Genomic DNA, 20,299 nt, shown 5'->3' with positions numbered 1-20,299 from the left:
TCGGTATGGCTTCGTTGCCCCCATCCTCAACTCGATCGGCAAGTCGTCGTCGGTTCAAATGCAGCTTTGCGCGACCGGACCTTGAGTTCTACGGCTTTCCGGACATTCTCCCACGGCACCGCAAACGTGCCTGTCATCCCGTCAATCGTCACTTTGCCGTCGCAACCGAATATCGCGCGTCTTACCTTCATCCCATTCAATCGAAACCGAAAATGATAATTGGCCTGCCCGTCGATCGTAGCTAGTGACTTTAGCGGCGACGGGCTGCTTCAGTGCGCCTTCAGACCAACTGAGTTTGATCACCGGGAGAGGATTGGCGTCCGAGACGATGACAACATAGCCGCCGATGTCACCGCTTTCCCGTTCCACGCAACTGTCAGTGTAATAGATCGTCTTGTCTGCCGATGCAGGCGAGCAAGCCACATCGACAATAAGGCCTACCGCGGCTGCATGCAGCACACGCCGCGTCCGCTTGGTCTGGTTACCACAGTCGATCTCCTTAACTGTCAAGCCATAGCACGGGCTGCGCTGGTGTCAGCGGCCGTGGCGATGTCGATGGATCGAAATGAATAGTGTGCAGAACGGTGGAGCGCAACGATACCCACCTTCCCACCGCGCGGCAGAAGATTGATGGGCATCGCTTCGCTCCACCCATCCTACGGAGCTGGATTTTTGGCGTGATGCTTTGGCGCGCACCTCGATCTAGCTTGGACGCGCACCGACCGCTTCGTCTGACGACGAATGTTCGCGTGAGGCTCATGGTGGCTGGGCATCTTGCAAAGGAATGACTAACCACGTTGCGACATGCATGCGCCACGGCATGGGAAACGTCTATCAACCAATGATAGCATGGGCTTCATTGAATCAACCGTGGGAACCAACGTGACCGGAATGACCAAGCCTCGCTCTTGGTTTCTGCTAGCTGCCTCGTGGATCGCACTCGTCGGAGCTCTCGTCGTTTGCTTTACGCTCATGAGCAAGACCGGCGGTGGTTCTCCTTCCTGGCTGGTCAGTCTGATCGTGTCCTGGCTGCCATTCATCGCATTGATAGGCGTCTGGATATGGCTCTCGCGCAGGCATGGGCGCGGATCATCCGGGGCCAGTTGGGTTGACCTCTGCGAGCAGCAGGTCGTCGAATCCCAGCGCACCAACGCCCTGTTGGAGCGGATCGCGGCGGCTTTGGAAAAGCATTCTCCGGGTTAGCTCGAGCACTGCGGCATCGCGGGAGAAGGGGCGTATGCGTTCAAGGACCTCTGCGCATGTCTGGCTGTTTGCGTTGGCATTCGCGGCAGCCGCCTCCGTCAGCCGGCCGGCGGCAGCCGACGACCGACAGGACTGTCTGAATGGATCGAAGGAAAACGCTGCCGCGACCATCGCCCCCTGCACACGCGCGATCGAAGACGGAGCGTACAATGGCCGAGATCTTTCCAACCTGTATAATGCGCGCGGTTACGCCTGGTCGTGGACAAACTTCGCCGATCGTGTCGACCACGCCTTCAAGGACTACACCGAGGCGATCCGGATTGACCCGGAAGCCGTTGGCGCACTGCTCAACCGGTCGCAGCTCTACAATCAACGGCGCGACTACGACCGGGCGATAGCGGACGTTGACCGGGCCTTCGAGGGCGGTCTGTCGGACTATGGAAAGCGGGTAGGGTACCGCGAGCGCGGCTACGCCTATCAAGCCAAAGGTGACAACGACCATGCCATCGCGGACTTTAGCGACGGCATCCGGCTCGATCCGAACAACAAAGCCGCCCTCACCGCCCGAGGCAACGCCTACCTGGCCAAGGGCGATCCCGATCGCGCCACCGCCGACTACGACCGGGTGATCGCACTCGATCCGGACTACGCGATCGCCTACTATAATCGGGCCCTTGCATACAGGGCGAAAGGTGACTTCGATCGCGTCATCGCCGACTGCAATGAGGCGATCGCGCTCTATCCGAACTATGCGGACGCCTACCTCAACCGCGGATACGCTTACCAGGTCAAAGGCGATCTTGATCGCGCCATCGCCGACTACGACCGGGTGATCGCGCTCTATCCGAAATATGCGGTCGCCTATTACACTCGGTCCCTGGTCTACAGGACGAAAGGTGACCTCGATCGCGCCATCGCCGACTGTAGTGCGGCGATCGCGCTCGATCCGAACTACACGGACGCCTACAACAGTCGCGCCGTTGCGTACCTCACCAAGGGCGACTTCCGTCGCGCCATCGCCGATTTGAGTCTGGGGCTCGCGCTGGCATGGCTCGCCATCATTCTCCTTCCAGCGGCATGGGTCTGGATTTGTTACCGGACAAGCATTCGTGGACGTAGAGGGTCGTCCGGCCGGACGGCAGTTGAGATCTGCGAACAACATATCGTCGAAATGCGCCGCAGAAACGTCGCCCTGGAAAGGCTCGCGACTGCGCTCGAGAAGCATTCAATGGGCTAGCTCGGGTGCGTGGCGGCGGTATCCGCAAGACGCTCCATCCACGAACGCAGGCGCCGCAGACTTGACGGAGCCTGCCCCTACTCGCCCCACTCCCGCGCCATGGTCGCGAGCGCGCAGCCTTCGCAATAGCGGGCGTCCTTGAAGTCGATCCAGTTGTGGGCATAGACGCGCTCCAGCGGAATGCCGTAACGCGCGCGCAGCACCTTCACCAGGACCCGCCAGGCCGCGATCTGCGCGTCGGTCGGCCCCTTGGTGACGTCAGGATAATTGCCGGCGAACTCGACGCCGATCGAGCTGTCCTTGTTGACCTGGCGATACGTCTTGCTGTTGTCGATGTATTTGTTGTCGTTGCGATCGGCGCCGTCGGTGTGGGTCGGAACGAGGTTCTCGGCGACCGCCCAATAGACCGTGCCGTCGGTTTCGACCCAGACCATGACGCCGCGCCTTGTCGGATTCTTGTGCTGCGCTTGCGCGCCATAGCGTGCCGAGCCCTGCGGCCCCTCGGTCTGGTGCACGATGATGTTGCGCCAGGGGTGCGCCTTGGCGACGTCACCCCACGGCGACAGCCACACCATCTTCAACCCAGGAATCTCGGGCGCCCCCTGCGATCGCGCTATGACGGCGAGATCGGAGGTTTCGGCCAAGGCGGCGGAGGAGATCACGAGGGCAAGCAGCGCGGCGAGCAGGCGATGCATCATGACGATGGAATCCAGTGGCGTCCCTCGTTAGCACACTCAGGCGCGCTGGCGCAGGCTCGCCTCCAGCGCATCGATCATCTCGGGCGGCAGCTTCGGCTCGTAGGTCGCATAGCCGTTCTTGCCGCCCTTCTTGGCGTCGTACAGCGCGTGGTCGGCGGCGGCGATCAGGCGGTCGGGATGCATGCCGATTTCGCGGGTCCACTGTGCGACGCCGATCGAAACCGCGATCGGAATGTCAGGGCCGGTGCACTGCTCGGCGTCGGCGCGGCAGACCTCCAGCACGCGGCGGGCGATCATCGCGCCCTCGCGCAGCGTCGAGGACGGCAGCACGATGCAGAACTCGTCGCCGCCGGTGCGGGCCAGCATGTCGCCCGGGCGGAGCCTCGTCTGCGCCATCAGCGTGAAGTGCTGCAGGCAGGCATCGCCCGCGGCGTGGCCATGGGTGTCGTTGATGCCCTTGAAGCCGTCGAGGTCGATCACCAGCAGCGCGAACGCCTCGCCGTTGCGGTCGGAGCGCGCGCATTCCTCGGTCAGGCGCTGCAGCAGATGGCGGCGGTTGCCGACGCCGGTGAGATCGTCGAGCAGCGCGAGGTCGGCGACCTCGTTGCGTAGCCGGTCGATCGACATCAGCAGGAAGCCGAAATTGAGCGCCATCGACAGGAACACCATTAGCAGGATCACCAGCGACTGGCCGGCATTGAAGCGAACGAAGGAGTATTCGCCGGGCTGCAGCAGGGCGCCGACCAGGCGCAGCGCATAGATGCCGATCAGCACCGAGGCGACGACGCCGGCAAGCCGCGCGCCGGGGCTGACGCGCCCGTTCTCGGGCGACAGCAACAGCTTCAGCGTCAGCACAAACGGCATGACCTGGGCGACGGTGTAGACCAGGATGCGCATCTGCAGGCTGTCATAGGCAAAGATGAAGACGCCGAGGCCAGCGAACGCGAATGCGGTGGACAGCGCGGTCCTGCGCCAGCCCACCGGCTTGCCGTAGAAGCGCTTGATGCCCATCGCGGCAAGGCCGGCGGCGAACACCATGAGCGTCCCCGCCGCCAGCAGCGGCAGCAGCGAGTCCGTCAGCATCACGCGGAGCATCGCGCAGGCGGCGCCGGCGGAGGCGACGAAGGCTGACGCGGTCCAGAGCCGCGCGGCGCCGAAAGCCGGATAGCTGTGCGCGACATAGGCCCAGATCAGGCCGAGCGCGAGAAAATTGATAATGAATACCGTCCAAAGCGTCGGAACGCTCAACATCGCCCCTGTTCGAGACCCGTATCGGCCCCGCCTCCCCTGAAATGACCGCCACCCCTTAAGGCGTTTCTCCCAACGACAATCCGCGTTGTCTTGGCGGCGAGGATGAGGCCGCGCGGCTTAACGGACCCTCACCGCCGCGCGGCAATCCGTGCTGTGGTTTTGAATTGATGAAGAACCGCGCGTCGGCCGTTTGCGCATCGTTAAGCATGACCGCCGCGATGCGCGACACGCATACGCTGGCGAAAAACTGGCGAAAACACGTAACAGCTGTGGATAACACGATGACGGCACCGTGACAGCACGCGGCAGCCGCCTCCGAATCTGCTGAGTTTGATACTGAGGATGTTGCGAGGCTGGCCCTCCGCCAAGCATGCCTCGGAGTCGCGTTCAATCCATGAAACCTTGAGAGGATACTATGGCTAAGAAAGCGAAGAAGGCGAAGAAGGCGAAGGCGAAAAAGGCCACCAAGAAGAAGGCCGCCAAGAAGTAACCAATTCCAGCCCGGGTAGCGGCTCTTGCCCTGCCCGGGCATCCGGTCCGTGACCGGCCTCAAGTCGACCGGCCGAAATCAATCGGTCGAAATCAATAGCCCCCCGTAGACGGGGTAACGCAGCAGGCGCAGGCCTGCTTTTTTATTGCCGGTATCGCGGGGCGAAGCGGGGTTAGCGTTCCGCGAAGGCGAGCTTGGCGCCGAGCAGGGCAAAGCCCGCGGCAAAGCTGCGGCGCAGCCAGGCCATCACCTTCGGCCGGGTGATGACGCGGTCGCGCACCGACGCCGCGAACAGCCCGTAGACCGCGAACACCGCAAAGGTCATCGCCATGAACACGAAGCTGAGCTCGACCATCCGCGTCAGCGGATGCGCCTCGTCAACCGCGATGAATTGCGGCAGGAAGGCCAGGAAGAAGATCGACAGCTTTGGATTGAGGATGTTGATCAGGATCGCGGTCAAGATCACCCGCCCGCTCGAGCGCGGCTTGATTTCGGTGTCGACGGCAAGCGCCCCGCGCTCGCGCAGCGCCTGCCATGCCATATAGAGCAGATAGACCACGCCGCCCCATTTCAGCGCCGCGAACGCCATCGCGCTGGTGTGCAGGATGGCGGCCAGTCCCAGCATCGCCGCGATCATCTGCGGCACGATCCCGAGCGTGCAGCCGAACGCCGCCGCCACGCTGGCCCGCGAACCCCGGGTCAGCGCCACCGCCAGGGTGTAGAGCACGCCGGTGCCGGGCGAAGCCACCACGATCAGCGTGGTCAGCAGGAAAGACCAGGTCATTTCAAATCCTCAACGGGGCGGAGCCTCAGCCGCCAATATCACGGTGCCAGGGCCGGCGGAAGCGGCCGCCGGCCGGCCGCCCGCGCCGATACCTCCGTCACACCGACCTCGACCCGCGCCCCGACAGCGCCGACGCCTTGGTCTCGGCGAGGCGGATCACGTCCAGCGGCGCCCAGGGCTTGGACCAGAACAACGCGCCGTCGGGCAGGCGCTGCCGCAACGGCCTGCCCGAGGTGACGATCACGTCGAGATCGGGTCTGTACCTCTTGGCGACATGAGCGAGCTCCACGCCGGTCATGTTGCCGGCCAGCTCGACATCCGTCATCATCAACACGACAGTGTCGCCATCGCCCCGCAGCACCAATTCCGCGGCCTCCGCACTCGCGCAGAAGATCACGTCGAAATCACTTTCCTCGAGCAGCAGGCCTATCATCTCCCGCTGCATCGGGTCGTCTTCGACAACCAGGGCCTTCGCACGACAGGGCCTCGACTGTCCCATGGCTGGGCCTCCCTTATTGATCGCAGTTTTGAGAACGAGCATAGATCAAATGCCTAAAATCCCTGGATGGTTCGGTTCCAATTTGAGAAAAGCGCGGAAATCCGTGTTCCGGCACGGCAACCACGTCCCCCTCGTCGAGATGGAGCTGACCTGACATGACCGCGATCTCAGGATCCGCCGCCGCCGTGACCGGCGCGGCCAGCGGCATCGGCCGCGCGCTCGCGCATGAACTGGCGCTGCGCGGCTGTGATCTCGCGCTCGCCGATCGCGACGAGGCCGGCCTGCAGGCCACCGCCGCCGAGATCGCGAAAGCGAGCCCGCGCAAGGTCACGGTGCATCGGCTCGACGTCAGCGAGCCGGACCAGATCACGGCATTCGCGGCGGCCGCCGGCGCCGCGCATCCGACGCTCAACATCGTCATCAACAATGCCGGCGTCGCCCTGCTCGGCCAGTTCGATGAGATCGAGCAGGGGCAGATGGAATGGCTGTTCAACATCAATTTCTGGGGCGTGGTGCACGGCACCCGCGCCTTCCTGCCGCTGCTGTCGCAGCGCCGCGAGGCGCATATCGTCAATATCTCCTCGATCTTCGGCATCATCGCTCCGCCCGGCCAGAGCGCCTATTGCGCGGCCAAGTTCGCGGTGCGCGGCTTCTCGGAGAGCCTGCGCCACGAACTGGCGGTGGCGGGTAGCCCGGTGAAACTCTCCGTGGTGCATCCCGGCGGCGTCGCCACCAACATCGCGCGCAACTCGCGAACCGGCGCCGGGATCACCGACAATGCTCGTCGCGCCGAGTCGATCGAGCGTTTCGATGCGCTGGCCAGGACCACACCGGCCGCGGCCGCGCAACGCATCATCACCGGCATCGAGAAAAACCAGCCGCGCATCCTGATCGGCAAGGACGCCGTGTTCATGGACCTGCTGCAACGTTTCCGGCCTGGAACGTATTGGAAGATGCTGCAGCGGCAGATGGAGAAGACGGCGGCAAAGCGGATGGCGCGCGATGCGGCGAGGTGATTGCACGCAATCTCTCGTCGTCGTCACGGCGAAAGCCAGGACCCATAACCACAGGGTTGCGTTGGTGAGCAAGCTGAGGCCACAGCGTCAGGCACGACGGGCAGTCGTGGTTTTGGGTCCGGGTCAAGCCCGGGACGACATCCATCCGTCATTCCGGGGCTCGCGTAAGCGAGAACCCGGAGTCCGTCGGGCCGTACATTCCGAGGAAAAATGGATTCCGGGTTCGCGCTACGCGCGCCCGCAGACGCGCAATTGCGCATCGGAGAATGACAACGGGATGAATCGCGATCATCCGCCCAGCTGCTTCTTCACCCCGAGCGCCAGCTGAAACAGCGGATCGTTCTGCTCCGACGGATAGAGCGCGCTCTTCCTCACCTGCGGGAAATTGTCGTTCTTCCAGAACGACGCCGGCGCGAACGAGAATTTTGCGACCAACCGCCGGCCGAAATCCATCTCGTAGGGGAAATAGTTCTCCCGCTCGTCGGTGCCGGATATCTCAGGGTATTCGCCGAGCAGATAGCCCTCCTGGATATGCGGCCGCACCGCGGCCGGCGGGCAGACGCTGGACAACCGCACGATCTGCAGGCCCGCCTCCGCGCTCGCCGTGATGGCGCCGCTCAGATTCGGCACGCCGAGGACATAGAGGAACGCGGTCGCGGTTTCCGCCAGCGAAGCAAACGAGGCCGCGATCCGGATCGAATGGGTGACGTCGAGCAGCGGCGTGGTGCAGACCTCGTAATGCTGCAGGATCGACCAACGCAGGATGCGATGCCGCTTCAGCCGCTCGAGCCCGAGCAGTTTTGCCCTGGCGTATTCGGCAACCAGGATCTGTTCGGCGCGACGCAGCACCTCGAACCGCGTCACCAGTGTTTCGCGATCGGGATTGCCGCGGCCGCCGCGGAACAGCGACGGCTTTAGCGACGAGTTGTTCTTGATATTGCGGTGATCCGCGCCCTGGCCGCGAAACAGCAGCACATGATCACGGTTGAGGAACTGCAGCTCGGCGATCTTGGTGGCGAGCTCGATATAAGAGCCGACGCGATGCCCCGGCCCCTCCCGCACCGCAGAGCTCTTCGCGACATGGCATCCCCGGCGATCGAAGAACGACCAGATCTTTTGGCTGCCGATGGTTTCCATGGCCTCGAACTCTCAGTTCGTCATTCCGGGGCTCGCGCAGCGAGAGCCCGGAATCCATTCCTCAACACGTGACGCGGCCCGATGGATTCCGGGCCTGCGCCTATCGGCGCATCCCGGAATGACGAACATGGATGCGACGTGGTCACCGCCCCACGAGTTGATCGGCAAAATACCCGATCGTCTTGCGATAGATCACCGCCCTGTTCCACTCGCGCATCGCTTCGAAATTGGCGCTGCCTTCGCCATAGGGCGCGCCCATCTTGAAGCCGTTCGAGTGCAACAGGTTCGCGGTCGAGGCCAGCACGTCGGGCACCGAGTGGCGCAGATCGACATGGCCGTCGCCGTCGAAATCGACGCCGTACTTGATGTAGGACGACGGCAGGAATTGGGTCTGGCCGATCTCGCCGGCATAGGCGCCGATCATGTCGTTCAGACGCAGATCGCCGCGCTGCAGGATCTTGAGCGCGGCGAGCAGCTCGCCCTGGAACAGGTCGGTGCGGCGGCAATCATGCGCCAGCGTGGCGAGCACGCGGAACACCGGCAGCTTGCCCATGTCGCCCTTGCCGAAATCGGTCTCCAGCCCCCAGATCGCAACCAGGATCTGGCGCGGCACGCCGTATTGCTGCTCGATCTTTGACAATAGCGCCGCGTGCCGCTGCAGCATGGCGCGGCCGCCATTGATGCGCCCCGAGCCGACGCGGGTTGCGACATACTGCTCGAAGGTCTTGTTGAAGGTGTAGCGCTGCCGCCGGTCGAAGGCGAGCACCCCGCCATCCTGCTGCACCCCGCCGAGCGCCTGCGAGATCACATCCTGCTGGATGCCGGCCGCGGCCGCCTCCTGCGAGAACGACTGCACGAAGGCCGGAAAACTGCCGCCGCAGCGGGCGGCGTAGGAGGGGGTGGCAAGCAGCAAGGCGCCGAAGAAGACCGCCAAACGACACCTGAGCATGCAACAATCCCTCCTGCTTCGAATGGCCGATCATGCCATGGAGCAAACGCGACAGTCAAAGCGTCGGCACTGACATTCTGTCCACGGTCGCGTCATCGCGCGACCGCACACCCGCACCGGCATTCTTGCCCCTCCACTTCTGCGGCGGATTGACCAGACTCACCAGCGTGTAGCTGATGATCAGGAGCAGGAACCAGGAGCCGAGCTTCTCGATTCCGACCATCGACCAGCCGAGCCGCTGCGAGGGATAGAGCCAGGTCTTGGTGAAGGTGCCGATGTTTTCCGTGAACCAGATGAACAGCGACACCAGCACGAGGCCGAGCAGCAGCGGCATCGAGCGATAACGGGTCCAGACCTTGAAATGGATGCTTGCGCGGCCGAACAGCCAGATCGCCCAGGCGAACAGCCCCCAGCGCAGGTCGATGACGTAATGATGGCTGAAGAAGTTGACATAGATCGCGACGCTGAGAGCGATCAGGCCGAGCCGGCGCGGATGCTGGACAAAACGGAAATCGAACAGCCGCCAGCAGCGGCAGATGTAGCTGCCGATGCAGGAATACATGAAGCCGGAGAACAGCGGCACGCCGCCGATGTGGAAGATGCTGGGCTCCGGATAGATCCAGGAGCCGACGGAGGTCTTGAAGACTTCCATCGCGGTGCCGACGACATGGTAGATCAGGACGACCCGGGCCTCCTCCCAGGTCTCGAGCTTTCCGGCCAGCAGCGCGACCTGGACGGCGAGCATGCAGAGAAACAGGAAGTCATAGCGCGCGAGCAGAGCGTCCGGCGGATAGAAGCGCCAGGTGCCGATCATCAGCGCCACCGCGATGCCGCCGAACAGGCAGGCCCAGGCCTGCTTGACGCCGAAGCGAAGGAATTCGTAAAGCCCCGCGGTCCAGCGGCGCTGCGCCATCACCAGGCCGAGGCGATGTTCGGCGGCGATGAAGCGGCGCAGCGGCGGCCAGTTGGCCGCGGCGCTCGCGATCGGTTTGGCCTGGCTTGTTATCCTGTGATGCACGCCGCGGACGGTGGCGGCCGATCACGGTCGCAGCGCGGCGGAGTTGTGCAGATTTCCCTCAATCCCTGAGCTGCCGCTCCAGACCTGCAAAGTCGATCTCGGCCCAGCGCTCGCAGATCTTGCGGTCGTGAATCCGCCAGAACGTCATGCCGCGGAATTCGACATGGCGACCGGACGGGGCAATGCCGCGCCAGGGGCTGCGGTGCCGGCCCCGCCAGACGAAACGGCCGGCGACGATGTCGCGCTCGGCCACCAGACATTCGGCCACCGCCGAAAGATCGGCGAAGGCCTCGTGCATGCCGGTCGCATACGCGATCACCTCCTCGGCGCTCATCCGCTTGCCCGCCGCATGGTCGAAGAAATCGGATGCCAGCTGAGCGCGGATCGCATCGGGATCGAGACGATTGATCACGGCGTCGTAATGCGCGAGCACGAGCGCCTTGTTGGCGTCGCTTGTGGCGTTGGACATCGGGGATCGGCTCTCAAGAAAAAAGTTGTATGGAGCTAAGGATGCGCCTCATACGCGAATCGGTGGGGATGATGCAAGTGACGAAGGTCAGAAAAATCAATGCTTTCGGCACCGGCGCGTTTCGGCGTCGAAGCGAAAGGCGGTTGCCGGGAAAGTGCGTCCGCAAGCGGTAACATCATCCGATGGCTTGATCATGCCGCTGGCATGCAAGAAGCGGACGCGCGACACGGGTGCATCTCGGCGCGCGTGTGAACGCCGGAGGCGCCGGCTGCGACCAAGAAGGCACCGGCCCGGTCAACCGGTTCCACCGGCGCGCCGCCGCTCACCGGTCTTGTTCATGCAAAGGTGCGCCACTAAAGCCGGGCATGCTGGCTGCAACGACGACGTCATTTGGGGAACGCCATCCGGTGACGAATTCTGGAATGAGGATGTGCTGCCGATGACGACCGCCGGACGCTTCGCATGCGCGCGCAGGGTTGCCGTGTCGCTCGGTATCATCCTTGCGCTTGGCGCCACACTGACCGGGCCGATCGACAGTGCAGCCGCGCAGAATGCCCGCGCCAAACGTACGCCGGCACAAGGTGCCGGCAGCACGCAGGCGGTCACCGCGCAGATGAAGAATGCCATCGCGCTGACGCGCGGCGGCAGGATCGACGCCGGCGCCGTGCAACTCAATGCCGCGCTCGACGCCGCCGACAGGCTCGACGACGCGCAGTTCGTGATGGAGCAGTATTACGACGCGACCGCCGCGCTGCGCGCGGTCAAGCGCGACGACCTCGCCGAGAAGCTGTTCGTGCGCGCGTTCCAGAGCAAGGCGGCGGCGCAGTCGCCGCCCGGCAATGCCGACGTGCTGCTGGAATACGCCATCCTGCTGTCCGATCACGCCAGGATCGCGGAAGCGGTTCCGCTCTATATGAAGGGAATCGCGGCCTTCAACGCCTATTGGGGCGAAGGCTCCGAGGAATCACTGATCGCCAATGACAAACTCGCGGTGGCGCTGTCGGCCAACGGGTCGGCGGCATCAGCGACCAATCTGGGCCGGCATAATTTCGAGCGCTCCGAGAAGGCACTGGGCCCCGACCATCGCACCACCTGGAAACTCGCCAACAATTATGCGGACATGCTGCGCGAGATCGGCGCGCCGGCGAAGGCGCTCGAGCTCGATCTGTTCGCGATCGAGAAGCGTGCCAAGCACTATGGCGAGAACCATCTCAACACGCTGGTGACGGTCAACAATGCCGGCCAGGATTTCCTCAATCTCGGCCGCTTCGACGACGCCCGCCGCTATTTCCGCCGCCATCGCGCCATCGCGGTCGCTATGGCGCCGAAGGACCCGAGCTTTGCCGGACAGGCCGACGCCTGGCTGTTCTACACCGACATGCTCGCCGCCGGCGACGCGCCGACATCGCAAGCCGATCTGGAGCGGCTGGAGGCGATCGTCGCCAATGAGGAGAATTTCGCGGACTTCCTGCGCATCAAGGCCGCGGTGCTGGCTGCCGGCAAGCGCGAGGCGCGCGGCGAGCGAGGTGCGGGCATGCGGCTGCGCGAAACCGCGCTGGCGATCTCGACCCGCGCCTTCACCGCGCAGCATCCGATCTCGTTCGAGATCAAGCTCGGCATCGCGGTGGCCTTGATTGCCACCGATCCGAACCGTGCGGTGCAGAACTTCACCGCGCTCGACCGCGAGATGTTCGAATGGATGAAACGCGAGGTCGGCACGGCCGGCGACCGCGCAGTCGCCGAAGCGATCCGCGCCCACGCCGATCATCTCTTGTTCGCGTTCGGCCGCTTCGCCACCGGGGCCGGCGCGGCCGTGGCGCAGCCTGCCTTTGCCGCCGCCGTGCTGCGCTGGAAGACGCTCGGCGGCGGCGACGCCACCGCGCTGCGCCGGTTCGAGACTGAAGTGGCCGGCAAGGACGAGGAGACCGCGGCGCTGGTGCGTGCGGCGCTGCGACTCAATGGCGAAAAGCAGGAGCTGTTCTCGTCGGGCAATATCGACGACTGGGCGCGATCGGTGTGGCATCGGCAGGACGCAGCCGAGAAGGCGCTGAACAAGCGGCTCGATGCGATCGGCGCGAAGCTGCCGCAAGATCCGATCCGTCCCGCGCAGCTGCTCGCCCCGCGGGAAGCCGTCGTCAACTACTTCATCACGCGGCAATGGAAGGCGGACCGGCAATCGAAGGACCCGCTGGCGGCGACCTTGCTCTACGCCATCGTCGAGACCGCGCAAAGCGAGCCGCGCGTCGTCGATCTCGGCGATCCCGGCAAGATGGTCGACACCAGCGTGCGGACCGAGATCGCGCGGCTGCGGACGATGCAGGCCACCGCGCCTGATCTCGACGAAAGAGCACTCGACACCAAGGGCCGCTTCCAGAACCTGCACGCGCGGCTGTTCGCGCCGCTGGAGGCAATGCTGAAGGACAAGACCACGCTCTATGTGGTGCCGGACGGCTTCCTGTTTGCGGTGCCGTTCTCGCTGTTGCCCGACGCTGACGGCGGCCTGCTGGAGGACAAGTTCGCGATCCGGATGCTGACCAGCCCCGATGCGCTGATTGCGATCCACGCGCGCGAGACGCTCGACAAGCAGGGCGCGATGCTGCTCGCCGGCGGCATCGAATACGGCGTTCCGGGGCCGATGCAGCTGCCGGCGACCCGGACCGAGATCGAGGCGATCGCAAAGCTCGCCCGCGCGCGCGGCGCGCCGGTCGAGATGCTGAGCGGACGCGGCGTCAGCGAAGGCGTGCTGCGCGAGGCGATCGGCAAGGCCCGCATCGCGCATCTGGCGACCCACGGTTTCTATCACGACAGCACCGCCTCTGGCCTCGACACGCTGTGGCAGAGCGGCATCGTGCTGTCGGGCGCCGGCGACAGCCGCTGGCCGCTGCGCGACGACAAGGACGGCTATCTCTACGCCTTTGAACTGATGGACTGGGACCTCTCCGGGCTCGATCTGCTGGTGCTGTCGGCCTGCGAGACCGGCCGCGGCGACGAGAGCTTCGTCAGCGGGCTGCGCGGCCTGCCGACCGCGCTCGGCATTGCCGGCGCGCGCCGCGCGCTGCTGACGCTGTGGCCGGTCGCCGACGAAGGCACCGCGAACTTCGCCTTGCGCTTCTACGAGCACCTCGCCGAGGGCCTGACCTATTCCGATGCGCTGCGCCAGACCCGGCGCGATGCGCGCGACGGCAAGGTCGCCGGCGCCCGCGACGCCAGCGTGTGGGCGGCCTTCGTGCTGTTCGAGGGCTGAGACGGCGACCTGACGCAAGAGAACGGTGGACATCCCACAGGCCGTTGTCATCTTGACATGTCGCCGGACTACGTCCGATCGCATCTCAAGGGCGTTTCGCCGCCGGATTGCGCAGGGCAGCCCAGCGCGCAAAGGCGCGGGATTTGCTTTGACAGCCTTGCCACGATCGGGGACAAGCCGCGCATGCCAAAAAAACCCGGGACCAATCCCAAAGGCGAATTCGCCTTCTTCAACGTCTTCTATGAAGACGGCTCGCAGCGCTCCAACCGCCGTGTGCCCTCGGAGCTGCTTGGCGGCCTCGACGGCGACGAGCCGGTGCGCGCCTTCCTGCGCGACCAGGACCGCGAGATCGCCGAAAAGGGCGGCCGCCCGCCGCTCGAGATCAAGTCGATCGAGCGGGTCGGGGCGAAGAAGAAGTAGCGGCGCGGCGCGAGCCATCCGCCCGCTCGGTCATCTCCCATTGCCACTTCTTCCGTCATTCCGGGGCGCGCGCAGCGCGAGCCCGGAATCCATCGGGCCACACGTTTCGCGGTAGAATGGATTCCGGGCTCGGCGCTGCGCGCCGCCCCGGAATGACGACGAGATAACGATCACTCAACAAACAAAAACGGCGGGCCCAGGCCCGCCGCTCTTGTTTCGATGGATACCGACTGAATCAGTTGTCGAGGAACGACCGCAGCTTCCGCGACCGTGACGGGTGCTTCAGCTTGCGCAACGCCTTGGCTTCGATCTGGCGGATGCGTTCGCGGGTGACCGAGAACTGCTGGCCGACTTCCTCCAGCGTGTGGTCGGTGTTCATGCCGATGCCGAAGCGCATGCGCAGCACGCGCTCTTCGCGCGGGGTGAGCGAGGCCAGGACGCGCGTGGTGGTCTCGCGCAGGTTGGATTGGATCGCGGCGTCGATCGGAAGGATCGCATTCTTGTCCTCGATGAAATCGCCGAGATGCGAGTCTTCCTCGTCACCGACCGGAGTCTCGAGCGACAGCGGCTCCTTGGCGATCTTCAGGACCTTGCGGACCTTCTCCAGCGGCATGCCGAGCTTCTCGGCAAGTTCTTCCGGGGTCGGCTCGCGGCCGATCTCGTTGAGCATCTGGCGCGAGGTGCGGACGATCTTGTTGATCGTCTCGATCATGTGCACGGGGATGCGGATGGTGCGGGCCTGGTCGGCGATCGAGCGGGTGATCGCCTGCCGGATCCACCAGGTGGCGTAGGTCGAGAACTTGTAGCCGCGGCGATATTCGAACTTATCGACCGCCTTCATCAGGCCGATATTGCCTTCCTGGATCAGGTCGAGGAATTGCAGTCCGCGGTTGGTGTATTTCTTGGCGATCGAGATCACGAGACGGAGGTTGGCTTCCACCATCTCCTTCTTGGCCTGACGGGCCTCGCGCTCGCCCTTCTGCACGCCGTGCACGATCTTGCGGAATTCGCCGATCTCGAGGCCAGTGAGCGCCGCCAGCGACTGGATCTCGTGGCGCAGATCCTTGATGCGGTCCTTCTCGTGATGGACGAAGTTCTTCCAGCCCTTGGCCGACAGCTTCGAGACGCGGTTGAGCCAGCGCGGATCGAGCTCCGAGCCCTGGTAGTTGCGCAGGAAGTCCTCACGCGCGACGCCGTGGCTGTCGCCGAGGCGCAGCAGGCGGCCCTCGAAGGAGACCAGCTTCTTGTTGATGTCGTAGAGCTGCTCGACCAGCGAATCGATGCGGGCCTGGTTGAGGCGCAGCGACTTCACCTCGACGATGATCTCGTCCTTCAGCTTCTTGTACTTGCGCTCCTGCGACGGCGACAGCGACTCGCTCTGCAGCTGGTTGGCGATGTCCTGCTCCTGCAGGCGGCGCAGCTTCTTGTACTCGGACGCGATCTTGTCGAAGGTCTCGACCACTTTCGGCTTCAGCTCGGCCTCGATGGCGGCGAGCGACATCTGGTTCTCGAACTCGTCGTCGTCCATGTCGCCTTCGGCAGCGGCCTCGGCGGGATCCTTCTCCTCGGCGCCGGCTTCGCCACCGGCGGGCGCGGCGCGGAACGGGGTCGGCGACGGCGGGGCGGCAGGCGGCGCGACATGGGCCGGCGCCCCGGCTTGCGCATCACCGCCATTGCCTTCAGCCGCCGCGCCCTCGGCGCCGTTGTTGCCGATCAGGTTCGGATTGATGCCGCCCTTCGACTCCGGGCCGGCATAGGTGGCTTCGAGATCGATGATGTCGCGAAGGAAGATCTTTCCTTCGTTCAATTCGTCGCGCCAGATGATGATGGCCTGGAAGGTCAGCGGGCTCTCGCAGAGGCCCGCGATCATCGCCTCGCGGCCGGCCTCGATGCGCTTTGCGATGGCGATTTCACCTTCGCGCGACAGCAGCTCGACGGTGCCCATCTCGCGCAGATACATGCGCACGGGATCGTCGGTACGCTCGCCGGGCTCCGACTTCTTGACCTCGGTGACGGCCTTCTGCGTGACCTCCACGAGCTCGTTGTCGGTCTCGTCGTCACCGTCGTCCTTCTCGTCCTCGCCTTCGGAGTCATCCGCCTCGGTGACGTTGATGCCCATGTCGGAGAGCATCGACATGATGTCTTCGATCTGTTCGGGCGAGGTCGTATCGGAGGGCAGCACTTCGTTGAGCTGATCGAAGGTCACGAAGCCGCGCTTCTTGGCCTGCTTGATCATCTTCTTCACCGCGGCATCCGACAGGTCGAGCAACGGCGACGGCGCGTCAGCGGAATCCTTCTCAGGGGCATCCGCTGCCTTGTCGTCTTTTTCCTTGTCCTTAACCTGCAGCGTCTTTGCCTTGGTGGCCATTCACTAAGCTCCCGAAACGCGGTCATGCAAAATGGCGCCAAGCGCACACATCGGCATGATATCTAGATTTACTCTCTCGACGCACAAAGGGCGGCGCAAAATCTCGCCACCCCTGTCATCCGTCTCGACGGTTTCCATCTGCAATAGCCGCGAGGCTATTAAGTTTCGCTTAACCCTGTTTTTGCAGCCAAACCATGGATTTGGCGAGTCTTTTTGCGGGTTCGGCCAGCGCCGTCCGCAGCATTTTTGTTATCAGACATTACGTTGGAACCGGCCCGATAATTCGCCGAACCCTTCGATCAGGGCTTCGGTCCCATCGGCTTCTGCCATCCGGGCCTGGATATCCTGCAACCATGCCAGATTGGCCTCGCTGGAGTCTTCAGCCAAGGCGGCTTCCGCGTCTTTTCTTTCCCTAAGTAAGGCGTGGGTTTTCTGATGCAAGGCAACGAGTTGACGCCAGGTCGATAAAACATCCTCGCGCGCGGCGCCAACCTGCGCGCCCCACACCGCCTGGGTTGTGATCGCCCGCTCAACCCTTTGAAGAATATGAGATAATCCACCCGCCTCGAGGTCGGATCGCATCTTCTCGGCCTGCTCCTCGACGTCCGGGGAATGATGATGGTCGTGGGCAAAGGCCGCGATAATGGCGGCCCTGAGCTTGTGGGCCTCGGGATGAGCAAGCTCAAGGGCTGCCACCTCCTCGAGATGATCGTGCAGCAGCCAGGGGTGGTTGATCAGGCATTGCAGGATCAGGGCCTCGCGGCGCGAGATAGCGCTGCGCTGGCCGCGCATGATCGGACTGTTGGCGAGCTGCGGGCTCGCCGCCTGGTAGGGGCCCCGTGAAATCCCGGGGGTGGCGCCGCCCTTGGCGCCGAACCGGCCGGCCTGGCCCGGTCCGCGCGGGACAAACTGGCGGGGTGATTCGCCGCCGCGCCCGCCTCCGAAATTGCTCCTGCCGAAGCCGCCGCCGCGGCCATAGCCGCCACGTCCGCCCTCCGGGGCGAAATTGCGTTGCAGCCGCTCCTGCAAATCCTGCCGGTAATAGCGGCGCACCACCTCGTCGCGGATGCCGTTGGCGAGCTCGCCGATCCGCGCCTCCAGCGCCGCGCGGCGCTCGGGGGTGTCGAAATTGCCGCCTTCGATCTCGCGCGACCAGATCATGTCGGCGAGCGGGCGCGCCGCCGAGATCACCTCCTCGATCGCAGCGCGGCCGCCGGAGCGGGCGAGATCGTCGGGGTCCTGTCCTTCCGGCAGCAACGCGATGCGCAGGCTCTTGCCGGGCTTGAGCTGCGGCAGGGCAATGTCCGCAGCACGATACGCCGCCTTCTTGCCGGCGCGGTCGCCGTCGAAGCAGAGGATCGGCTCGTCGACCATCTTCCAGAGCAGCGCGAGCTGGTTCTCGGTCAGCGCCGTGCCGAGCGGCGCGACCGCGCCGGGAAAGCCCGAGGTGACCATCGCGATGACGTCGACGTAGCCCTCGACGACGATCAGCTGCGCCCCGTCATGCGCGGCCTGCCGTGCTGTGAACAGGTTGTAGAGATTGTCGCCCTTGTGAAACAGCGTGGTTTCCGGCGAGTTCAGGTATTTTGCCGGAACGTCCTTCTCCAGCGCGCGACCGCCGAAAGCGATGACGCGGCCGCGGGCATCCGTGATCGGGAACATGACGCGGTCGCGGAAGCGATCGAAAGGCACCGGCTTGTCCTCGCCGGACACCAGGAGACCTGCCTCCACCATGTCCTCGGTCGAAATGCCCTGAGCGCCGAGATGCTCCTTCAGCGCAAAGCGATCCGGCGGCGCATAGCCCATCCGGAACTGGAGCTGGGTCGCCGGCGAGATAGCGCGGTCGGCGAGATAGCCACGCGCCTTGGCGCCATTGCGTGAGGCCAGCGTGTCGGCGAAGAATTTGGTCGCCAGTTCCATCACGTCGTGCAGGGTGCGGCGATGCTGCTCGTGGCGCGCCGCATCGGGCGTTACGGCCGGCAGCGGGACTCCCGCCATCGCGGCGAGACGTTCCACCGCCTCGGGGAAAGTCACGCCCTCGGTCTTCATCAGGAAGTCGAAGATGTTGCCGTTCAGCCCGGACGAGAAGTCGAACCAGGCCTGCTTCTGGTCGTTGACGAAGAACGAGGGCGTCTTCTCCTGCTGGAACGGCGACAGCCCCTTCCACTCCCGCCCGGCCTTCTTGAGCTTGACGCGCTTGCCCACGACTTCCGAGACCGGAAGCCGGGCGCGCAGTTCATCGAGGAATTCGGGCGTGAAACGCATCTGGCTCGGGTTCGGCGTCAATCGGACATCGATATAGTGACGAAGCCCTCAACCCATCAAGTTTATCGACCTTCGCCCGTTATCCACACCCTCGTCATTCCCAGGCGATGCTCGGCGTCGAGCCCGGAATCGATGCATCCGCATTGCCGGCCTATGGATTCCGGGCTGAGCCCTTGCGGGCTGCCCCGGGATGACGGTGGGGATGATCGTCATGACCGAGCTTGCCCCCTCCCCGGTTACGGGATTGGATAAGCCATGTTCACGACGTTCAGAGGCGGGCAGAGCGGCGGCTGGCAGGTTACGTCCATCACGCGGGTGAAGGGCGAGACGCTGCCGAAGGTCGCGGCGCTGTCGATTGTTACCAGCGAGTCGATCGCGCTGCCGCTGCTGCCGGCACAGACTTCCTGGCGGCTCGCCGGCGTCGCCAGCCATCTGCGCTACACCGAGAAGGAAGAGCGCGAGAAGCTTGCCGCCGTGCAGGCCGGACTCGGCCGCAGCGAGGCAACGCACGCGGCACTGATCCCGATCAGGAAGTCTGCGGCATGGTGGGAGCTCACCCAGGAGGAGCGCCGGGCGATCTTCGAGGACAAGTCGCACCACATCGCCGGCACCTTGAAATACCTGCCGGCGATCGCTCGCCAGCTGTTTCACGCCCGCGACCTCGGTATGCAATTCGACTTCCTGACCTGGTTCGAATTCGCGCCCGAGCATGCGAGCCTGTTCGACGAGCTGGTCGGCATGCTGCGCGCCACCGAGGAATGGAGCTTTGTCGAACGCGAGGTCGACATCCGCGTCGAGCGGGAAGTGTGAAGCGCTAATGCGCGAGAAACTTTCCTGAGGCGATCCGCGGCAGCTCGGTGACCGGCCAATTGTAGAGATAGGTCCACGCCTCGCGTGCGCTGCCGTCGGCGAGCGTGACCTTGAGCATCTCGCGGAGATATTCGGTCGGCGGCGGAAAGCCTTCGCCGCAGGCCTCGTACATGTCGAATTCGCGCAGCATGGCTTCGCGCGCGCGCAGGCGGAACAATTCACCGTGCACGATGTCGGCGGGATCGTCCGAGGCGACGAGGCCCGGATAATGCTTCACCAGATAAAGCCGGCCGCGGCACTGCGCCGGCCCGAGGAATTCGGCATTGCCGGCAAGCAGCTTCGCCATCGGATGGTCGAAGCCGCGCATCAGCGTGCCGTAGACGAAGAGAAGATCGGAGATCATGGCCTAACCTGTCATTCCGGGGGCGCAGCGAAGCTGCG

The 20,299-nt window shown here is 64.4% G+C and carries 18 protein-coding genes; 6 read left to right on the top strand and 12 right to left on the bottom strand.

The features are described from left to right. Positions 1-141: 141 nt before the first annotated feature. Positions 142-510 carry a hypothetical protein gene (locus JQ507_05240; protein QRI70927.1) on the bottom strand — a complete coding sequence of 123 codons (369 nt, stop codon included), beginning with the start codon at positions 508-510 and terminating at the stop codon, positions 142-144. Positions 511-972: 462 nt separating this feature from the next. On the opposite strand from JQ507_05240, the gene JQ507_05235 reads away from it, so the two are divergent. Beyond that, positions 973-1,203 carry a hypothetical protein gene (locus JQ507_05235; GenBank protein QRI73188.1) on the top strand — a complete coding sequence of 77 codons (231 nt, stop codon included), beginning with the start codon at positions 973-975 and terminating at the stop codon, positions 1,201-1,203. A 34-nt stretch (positions 1,204-1,237) separates the two neighbouring features. Beyond that, entirely contained in the window at positions 1,238-2,440 is a 1,203-nt protein-coding gene (locus JQ507_05230; GenBank protein QRI70926.1) for a tetratricopeptide repeat protein, read from the top strand. 77 nt (positions 2,441-2,517) lie between these two features. On the opposite strand, the gene JQ507_05225 is transcribed toward JQ507_05230, so the two are convergent. The 4 genes from JQ507_05225 to JQ507_05210 form a co-directional block, all read right to left on the bottom strand. Continuing rightward, positions 2,518-3,138: an N-acetylmuramoyl-L-alanine amidase gene (locus tag JQ507_05225; GenBank protein QRI70925.1), complete on the bottom strand. Its 621-nt coding sequence runs from the start codon at positions 3,136-3,138 to the stop codon at positions 2,518-2,520. 36 nt (positions 3,139-3,174) lie between these two features. Beyond that, positions 3,175-4,389, bottom strand: coding sequence for a diguanylate cyclase (locus JQ507_05220; protein QRI70924.1), 1,215 nt, complete (start codon positions 4,387-4,389; stop codon positions 3,175-3,177). Between the two features lie 662 nt (positions 4,390-5,051). Beyond that, positions 5,052-5,663, bottom strand: coding sequence for a LysE family translocator (locus JQ507_05215; GenBank protein ID QRI70923.1), 612 nt, complete (start codon positions 5,661-5,663; stop codon positions 5,052-5,054). 97 nt (positions 5,664-5,760) lie between these two features. Next, positions 5,761-6,162 (bottom strand): response regulator, encoded by a 402-nt coding sequence (locus JQ507_05210; GenBank protein ID QRI70922.1) that lies wholly within the window; start codon positions 6,160-6,162, stop codon positions 5,761-5,763. Between the two features lie 155 nt (positions 6,163-6,317). Here JQ507_05210 and JQ507_05205 point away from each other — a divergent pair, with 155 nt between their 5' ends. Continuing rightward, a complete protein-coding gene (locus tag JQ507_05205) occupies positions 6,318-7,178 on the top strand; it encodes an SDR family NAD(P)-dependent oxidoreductase (GenBank protein QRI70921.1) in 861 nt (286 codons plus the stop codon). 288 nt (positions 7,179-7,466) lie between these two features. On the opposite strand, the gene JQ507_05200 is transcribed toward JQ507_05205, so the two are convergent. The 4 genes from JQ507_05200 to JQ507_05185 all read right to left on the bottom strand — a co-directional run bounded on the left by JQ507_05200 (position 7,467) and on the right by JQ507_05185 (position 10,751). Further along, a complete protein-coding gene (locus tag JQ507_05200; GenBank protein QRI70920.1) occupies positions 7,467-8,315 on the bottom strand; it encodes an FRG domain-containing protein in 849 nt (282 codons plus the stop codon). A 142-nt stretch (positions 8,316-8,457) separates the two neighbouring features. Then, positions 8,458-9,264 (bottom strand): lytic murein transglycosylase, encoded by an 807-nt coding sequence (locus tag JQ507_05195; GenBank protein ID QRI70919.1) that lies wholly within the window; start codon positions 9,262-9,264, stop codon positions 8,458-8,460. 55 nt (positions 9,265-9,319) lie between these two features. Beyond that, positions 9,320-10,177 carry a DUF817 domain-containing protein gene (locus JQ507_05190; protein ID QRI73187.1) on the bottom strand — a complete coding sequence of 286 codons (858 nt, stop codon included), beginning with the start codon at positions 10,175-10,177 and terminating at the stop codon, positions 9,320-9,322. A gap of 163 nt (positions 10,178-10,340) precedes the next feature. Continuing rightward, positions 10,341-10,751, bottom strand: a complete 411-nt coding sequence (locus JQ507_05185) for an ester cyclase (protein QRI70918.1) — start codon at positions 10,749-10,751, stop codon at positions 10,341-10,343. Positions 10,752-11,190: 439 nt separating this feature from the next. Here JQ507_05185 and JQ507_05180 point away from each other — a divergent pair, with 439 nt between their 5' ends. Both JQ507_05180 and JQ507_05175 read left to right on the top strand, forming a co-directional pair. After that, positions 11,191-13,995, top strand: coding sequence for a CHAT domain-containing protein (locus tag JQ507_05180; GenBank protein ID QRI70917.1), 2,805 nt, complete (start codon positions 11,191-11,193; stop codon positions 13,993-13,995). Between the two features lie 183 nt (positions 13,996-14,178). Then, entirely contained in the window at positions 14,179-14,415 is a 237-nt protein-coding gene (locus tag JQ507_05175; protein ID QRI70916.1) for a hypothetical protein, read from the top strand. A gap of 235 nt (positions 14,416-14,650) precedes the next feature. Here JQ507_05175 and rpoD read toward each other — a convergent pair whose 3' ends face one another. Beyond that, positions 14,651-16,783, bottom strand: coding sequence for an RNA polymerase sigma factor RpoD (rpoD, locus tag JQ507_05170; protein ID QRI70915.1), 2,133 nt, complete (start codon positions 16,781-16,783; stop codon positions 14,651-14,653). A 252-nt stretch (positions 16,784-17,035) separates the two neighbouring features. Further along, positions 17,036-19,048, bottom strand: coding sequence for a DNA primase (locus JQ507_05165; GenBank protein QRI70914.1), 2,013 nt, complete (start codon positions 19,046-19,048; stop codon positions 17,036-17,038). A gap of 255 nt (positions 19,049-19,303) precedes the next feature. On the opposite strand from JQ507_05165, the gene JQ507_05160 reads away from it, so the two are divergent. Continuing rightward, positions 19,304-19,858, top strand: coding sequence for a chlorite dismutase family protein (locus JQ507_05160; GenBank protein ID QRI70913.1), 555 nt, complete (start codon positions 19,304-19,306; stop codon positions 19,856-19,858). A gap of 4 nt (positions 19,859-19,862) precedes the next feature. Here JQ507_05160 and JQ507_05155 read toward each other — a convergent pair whose 3' ends face one another. Then, positions 19,863-20,261, bottom strand: coding sequence for a gamma-glutamylcyclotransferase (locus tag JQ507_05155; protein ID QRI70912.1), 399 nt, complete (start codon positions 20,259-20,261; stop codon positions 19,863-19,865). Between the last annotated feature and the right edge of the window lie 38 nt (positions 20,262-20,299).

It is taken from the genome of Bradyrhizobium sp. PSBB068 (assembly GCA_016839165.1).
Lineage (GTDB): Bacteria > Pseudomonadota > Alphaproteobacteria > Rhizobiales > Xanthobacteraceae > Bradyrhizobium.
Note: the sequence above shows the minus strand (reverse complement) of the source record. Positions and strands in the feature narration are given on the sequence as shown.

Excerpts from the sequence above, each read along its gene's own strand:
- JQ507_05195 (QRI70919.1), bottom strand. The coding sequence starts at position 9,264 with ATGCTCAGGTGTCGTTTGGCGGTCTTCTTCGGCGCCTTGCTGCTTGCC.
- JQ507_05160 (QRI70913.1), top strand. The coding sequence starts at position 19,304 with ATGTTCACGACGTTCAGAGGCGGGCAGAGCGGCGGCTGGCAGGTTACG.
- JQ507_05200 (QRI70920.1), bottom strand. The coding sequence starts at position 8,315 with ATGGAAACCATCGGCAGCCAAAAGATCTGGTCGTTCTTCGATCGCCGG.
- JQ507_05230 (QRI70926.1), top strand. The coding sequence starts at position 1,238 with ATGCGTTCAAGGACCTCTGCGCATGTCTGGCTGTTTGCGTTGGCATTC.
- JQ507_05205 (QRI70921.1), top strand. The coding sequence starts at position 6,318 with ATGACCGCGATCTCAGGATCCGCCGCCGCCGTGACCGGCGCGGCCAGC.
- JQ507_05220 (QRI70924.1), bottom strand. The coding sequence starts at position 4,389 with ATGTTGAGCGTTCCGACGCTTTGGACGGTATTCATTATCAATTTTCTC.
- JQ507_05155 (QRI70912.1), bottom strand. The coding sequence starts at position 20,261 with ATGATCTCCGATCTTCTCTTCGTCTACGGCACGCTGATGCGCGGCTTC.
- JQ507_05225 (QRI70925.1), bottom strand. The coding sequence starts at position 3,138 with ATGATGCATCGCCTGCTCGCCGCGCTGCTTGCCCTCGTGATCTCCTCC.
- JQ507_05235 (QRI73188.1), top strand. The coding sequence starts at position 973 with ATGAGCAAGACCGGCGGTGGTTCTCCTTCCTGGCTGGTCAGTCTGATC.
- JQ507_05185 (QRI70918.1), bottom strand. The coding sequence starts at position 10,751 with ATGTCCAACGCCACAAGCGACGCCAACAAGGCGCTCGTGCTCGCGCAT.
- JQ507_05215 (QRI70923.1), bottom strand. The coding sequence starts at position 5,663 with ATGACCTGGTCTTTCCTGCTGACCACGCTGATCGTGGTGGCTTCGCCC.
- JQ507_05180 (QRI70917.1), top strand. The coding sequence starts at position 11,191 with ATGACGACCGCCGGACGCTTCGCATGCGCGCGCAGGGTTGCCGTGTCG.
- rpoD (QRI70915.1), bottom strand. The coding sequence starts at position 16,783 with ATGGCCACCAAGGCAAAGACGCTGCAGGTTAAGGACAAGGAAAAAGAC.
- JQ507_05190 (QRI73187.1), bottom strand. The coding sequence starts at position 10,177 with ATGGCGCAGCGCCGCTGGACCGCGGGGCTTTACGAATTCCTTCGCTTC.
- JQ507_05210 (QRI70922.1), bottom strand. The coding sequence starts at position 6,162 with ATGGGACAGTCGAGGCCCTGTCGTGCGAAGGCCCTGGTTGTCGAAGAC.
- JQ507_05175 (QRI70916.1), top strand. The coding sequence starts at position 14,179 with ATGCCAAAAAAACCCGGGACCAATCCCAAAGGCGAATTCGCCTTCTTC.
- JQ507_05165 (QRI70914.1), bottom strand. The coding sequence starts at position 19,048 with ATGCGTTTCACGCCCGAATTCCTCGATGAACTGCGCGCCCGGCTTCCG.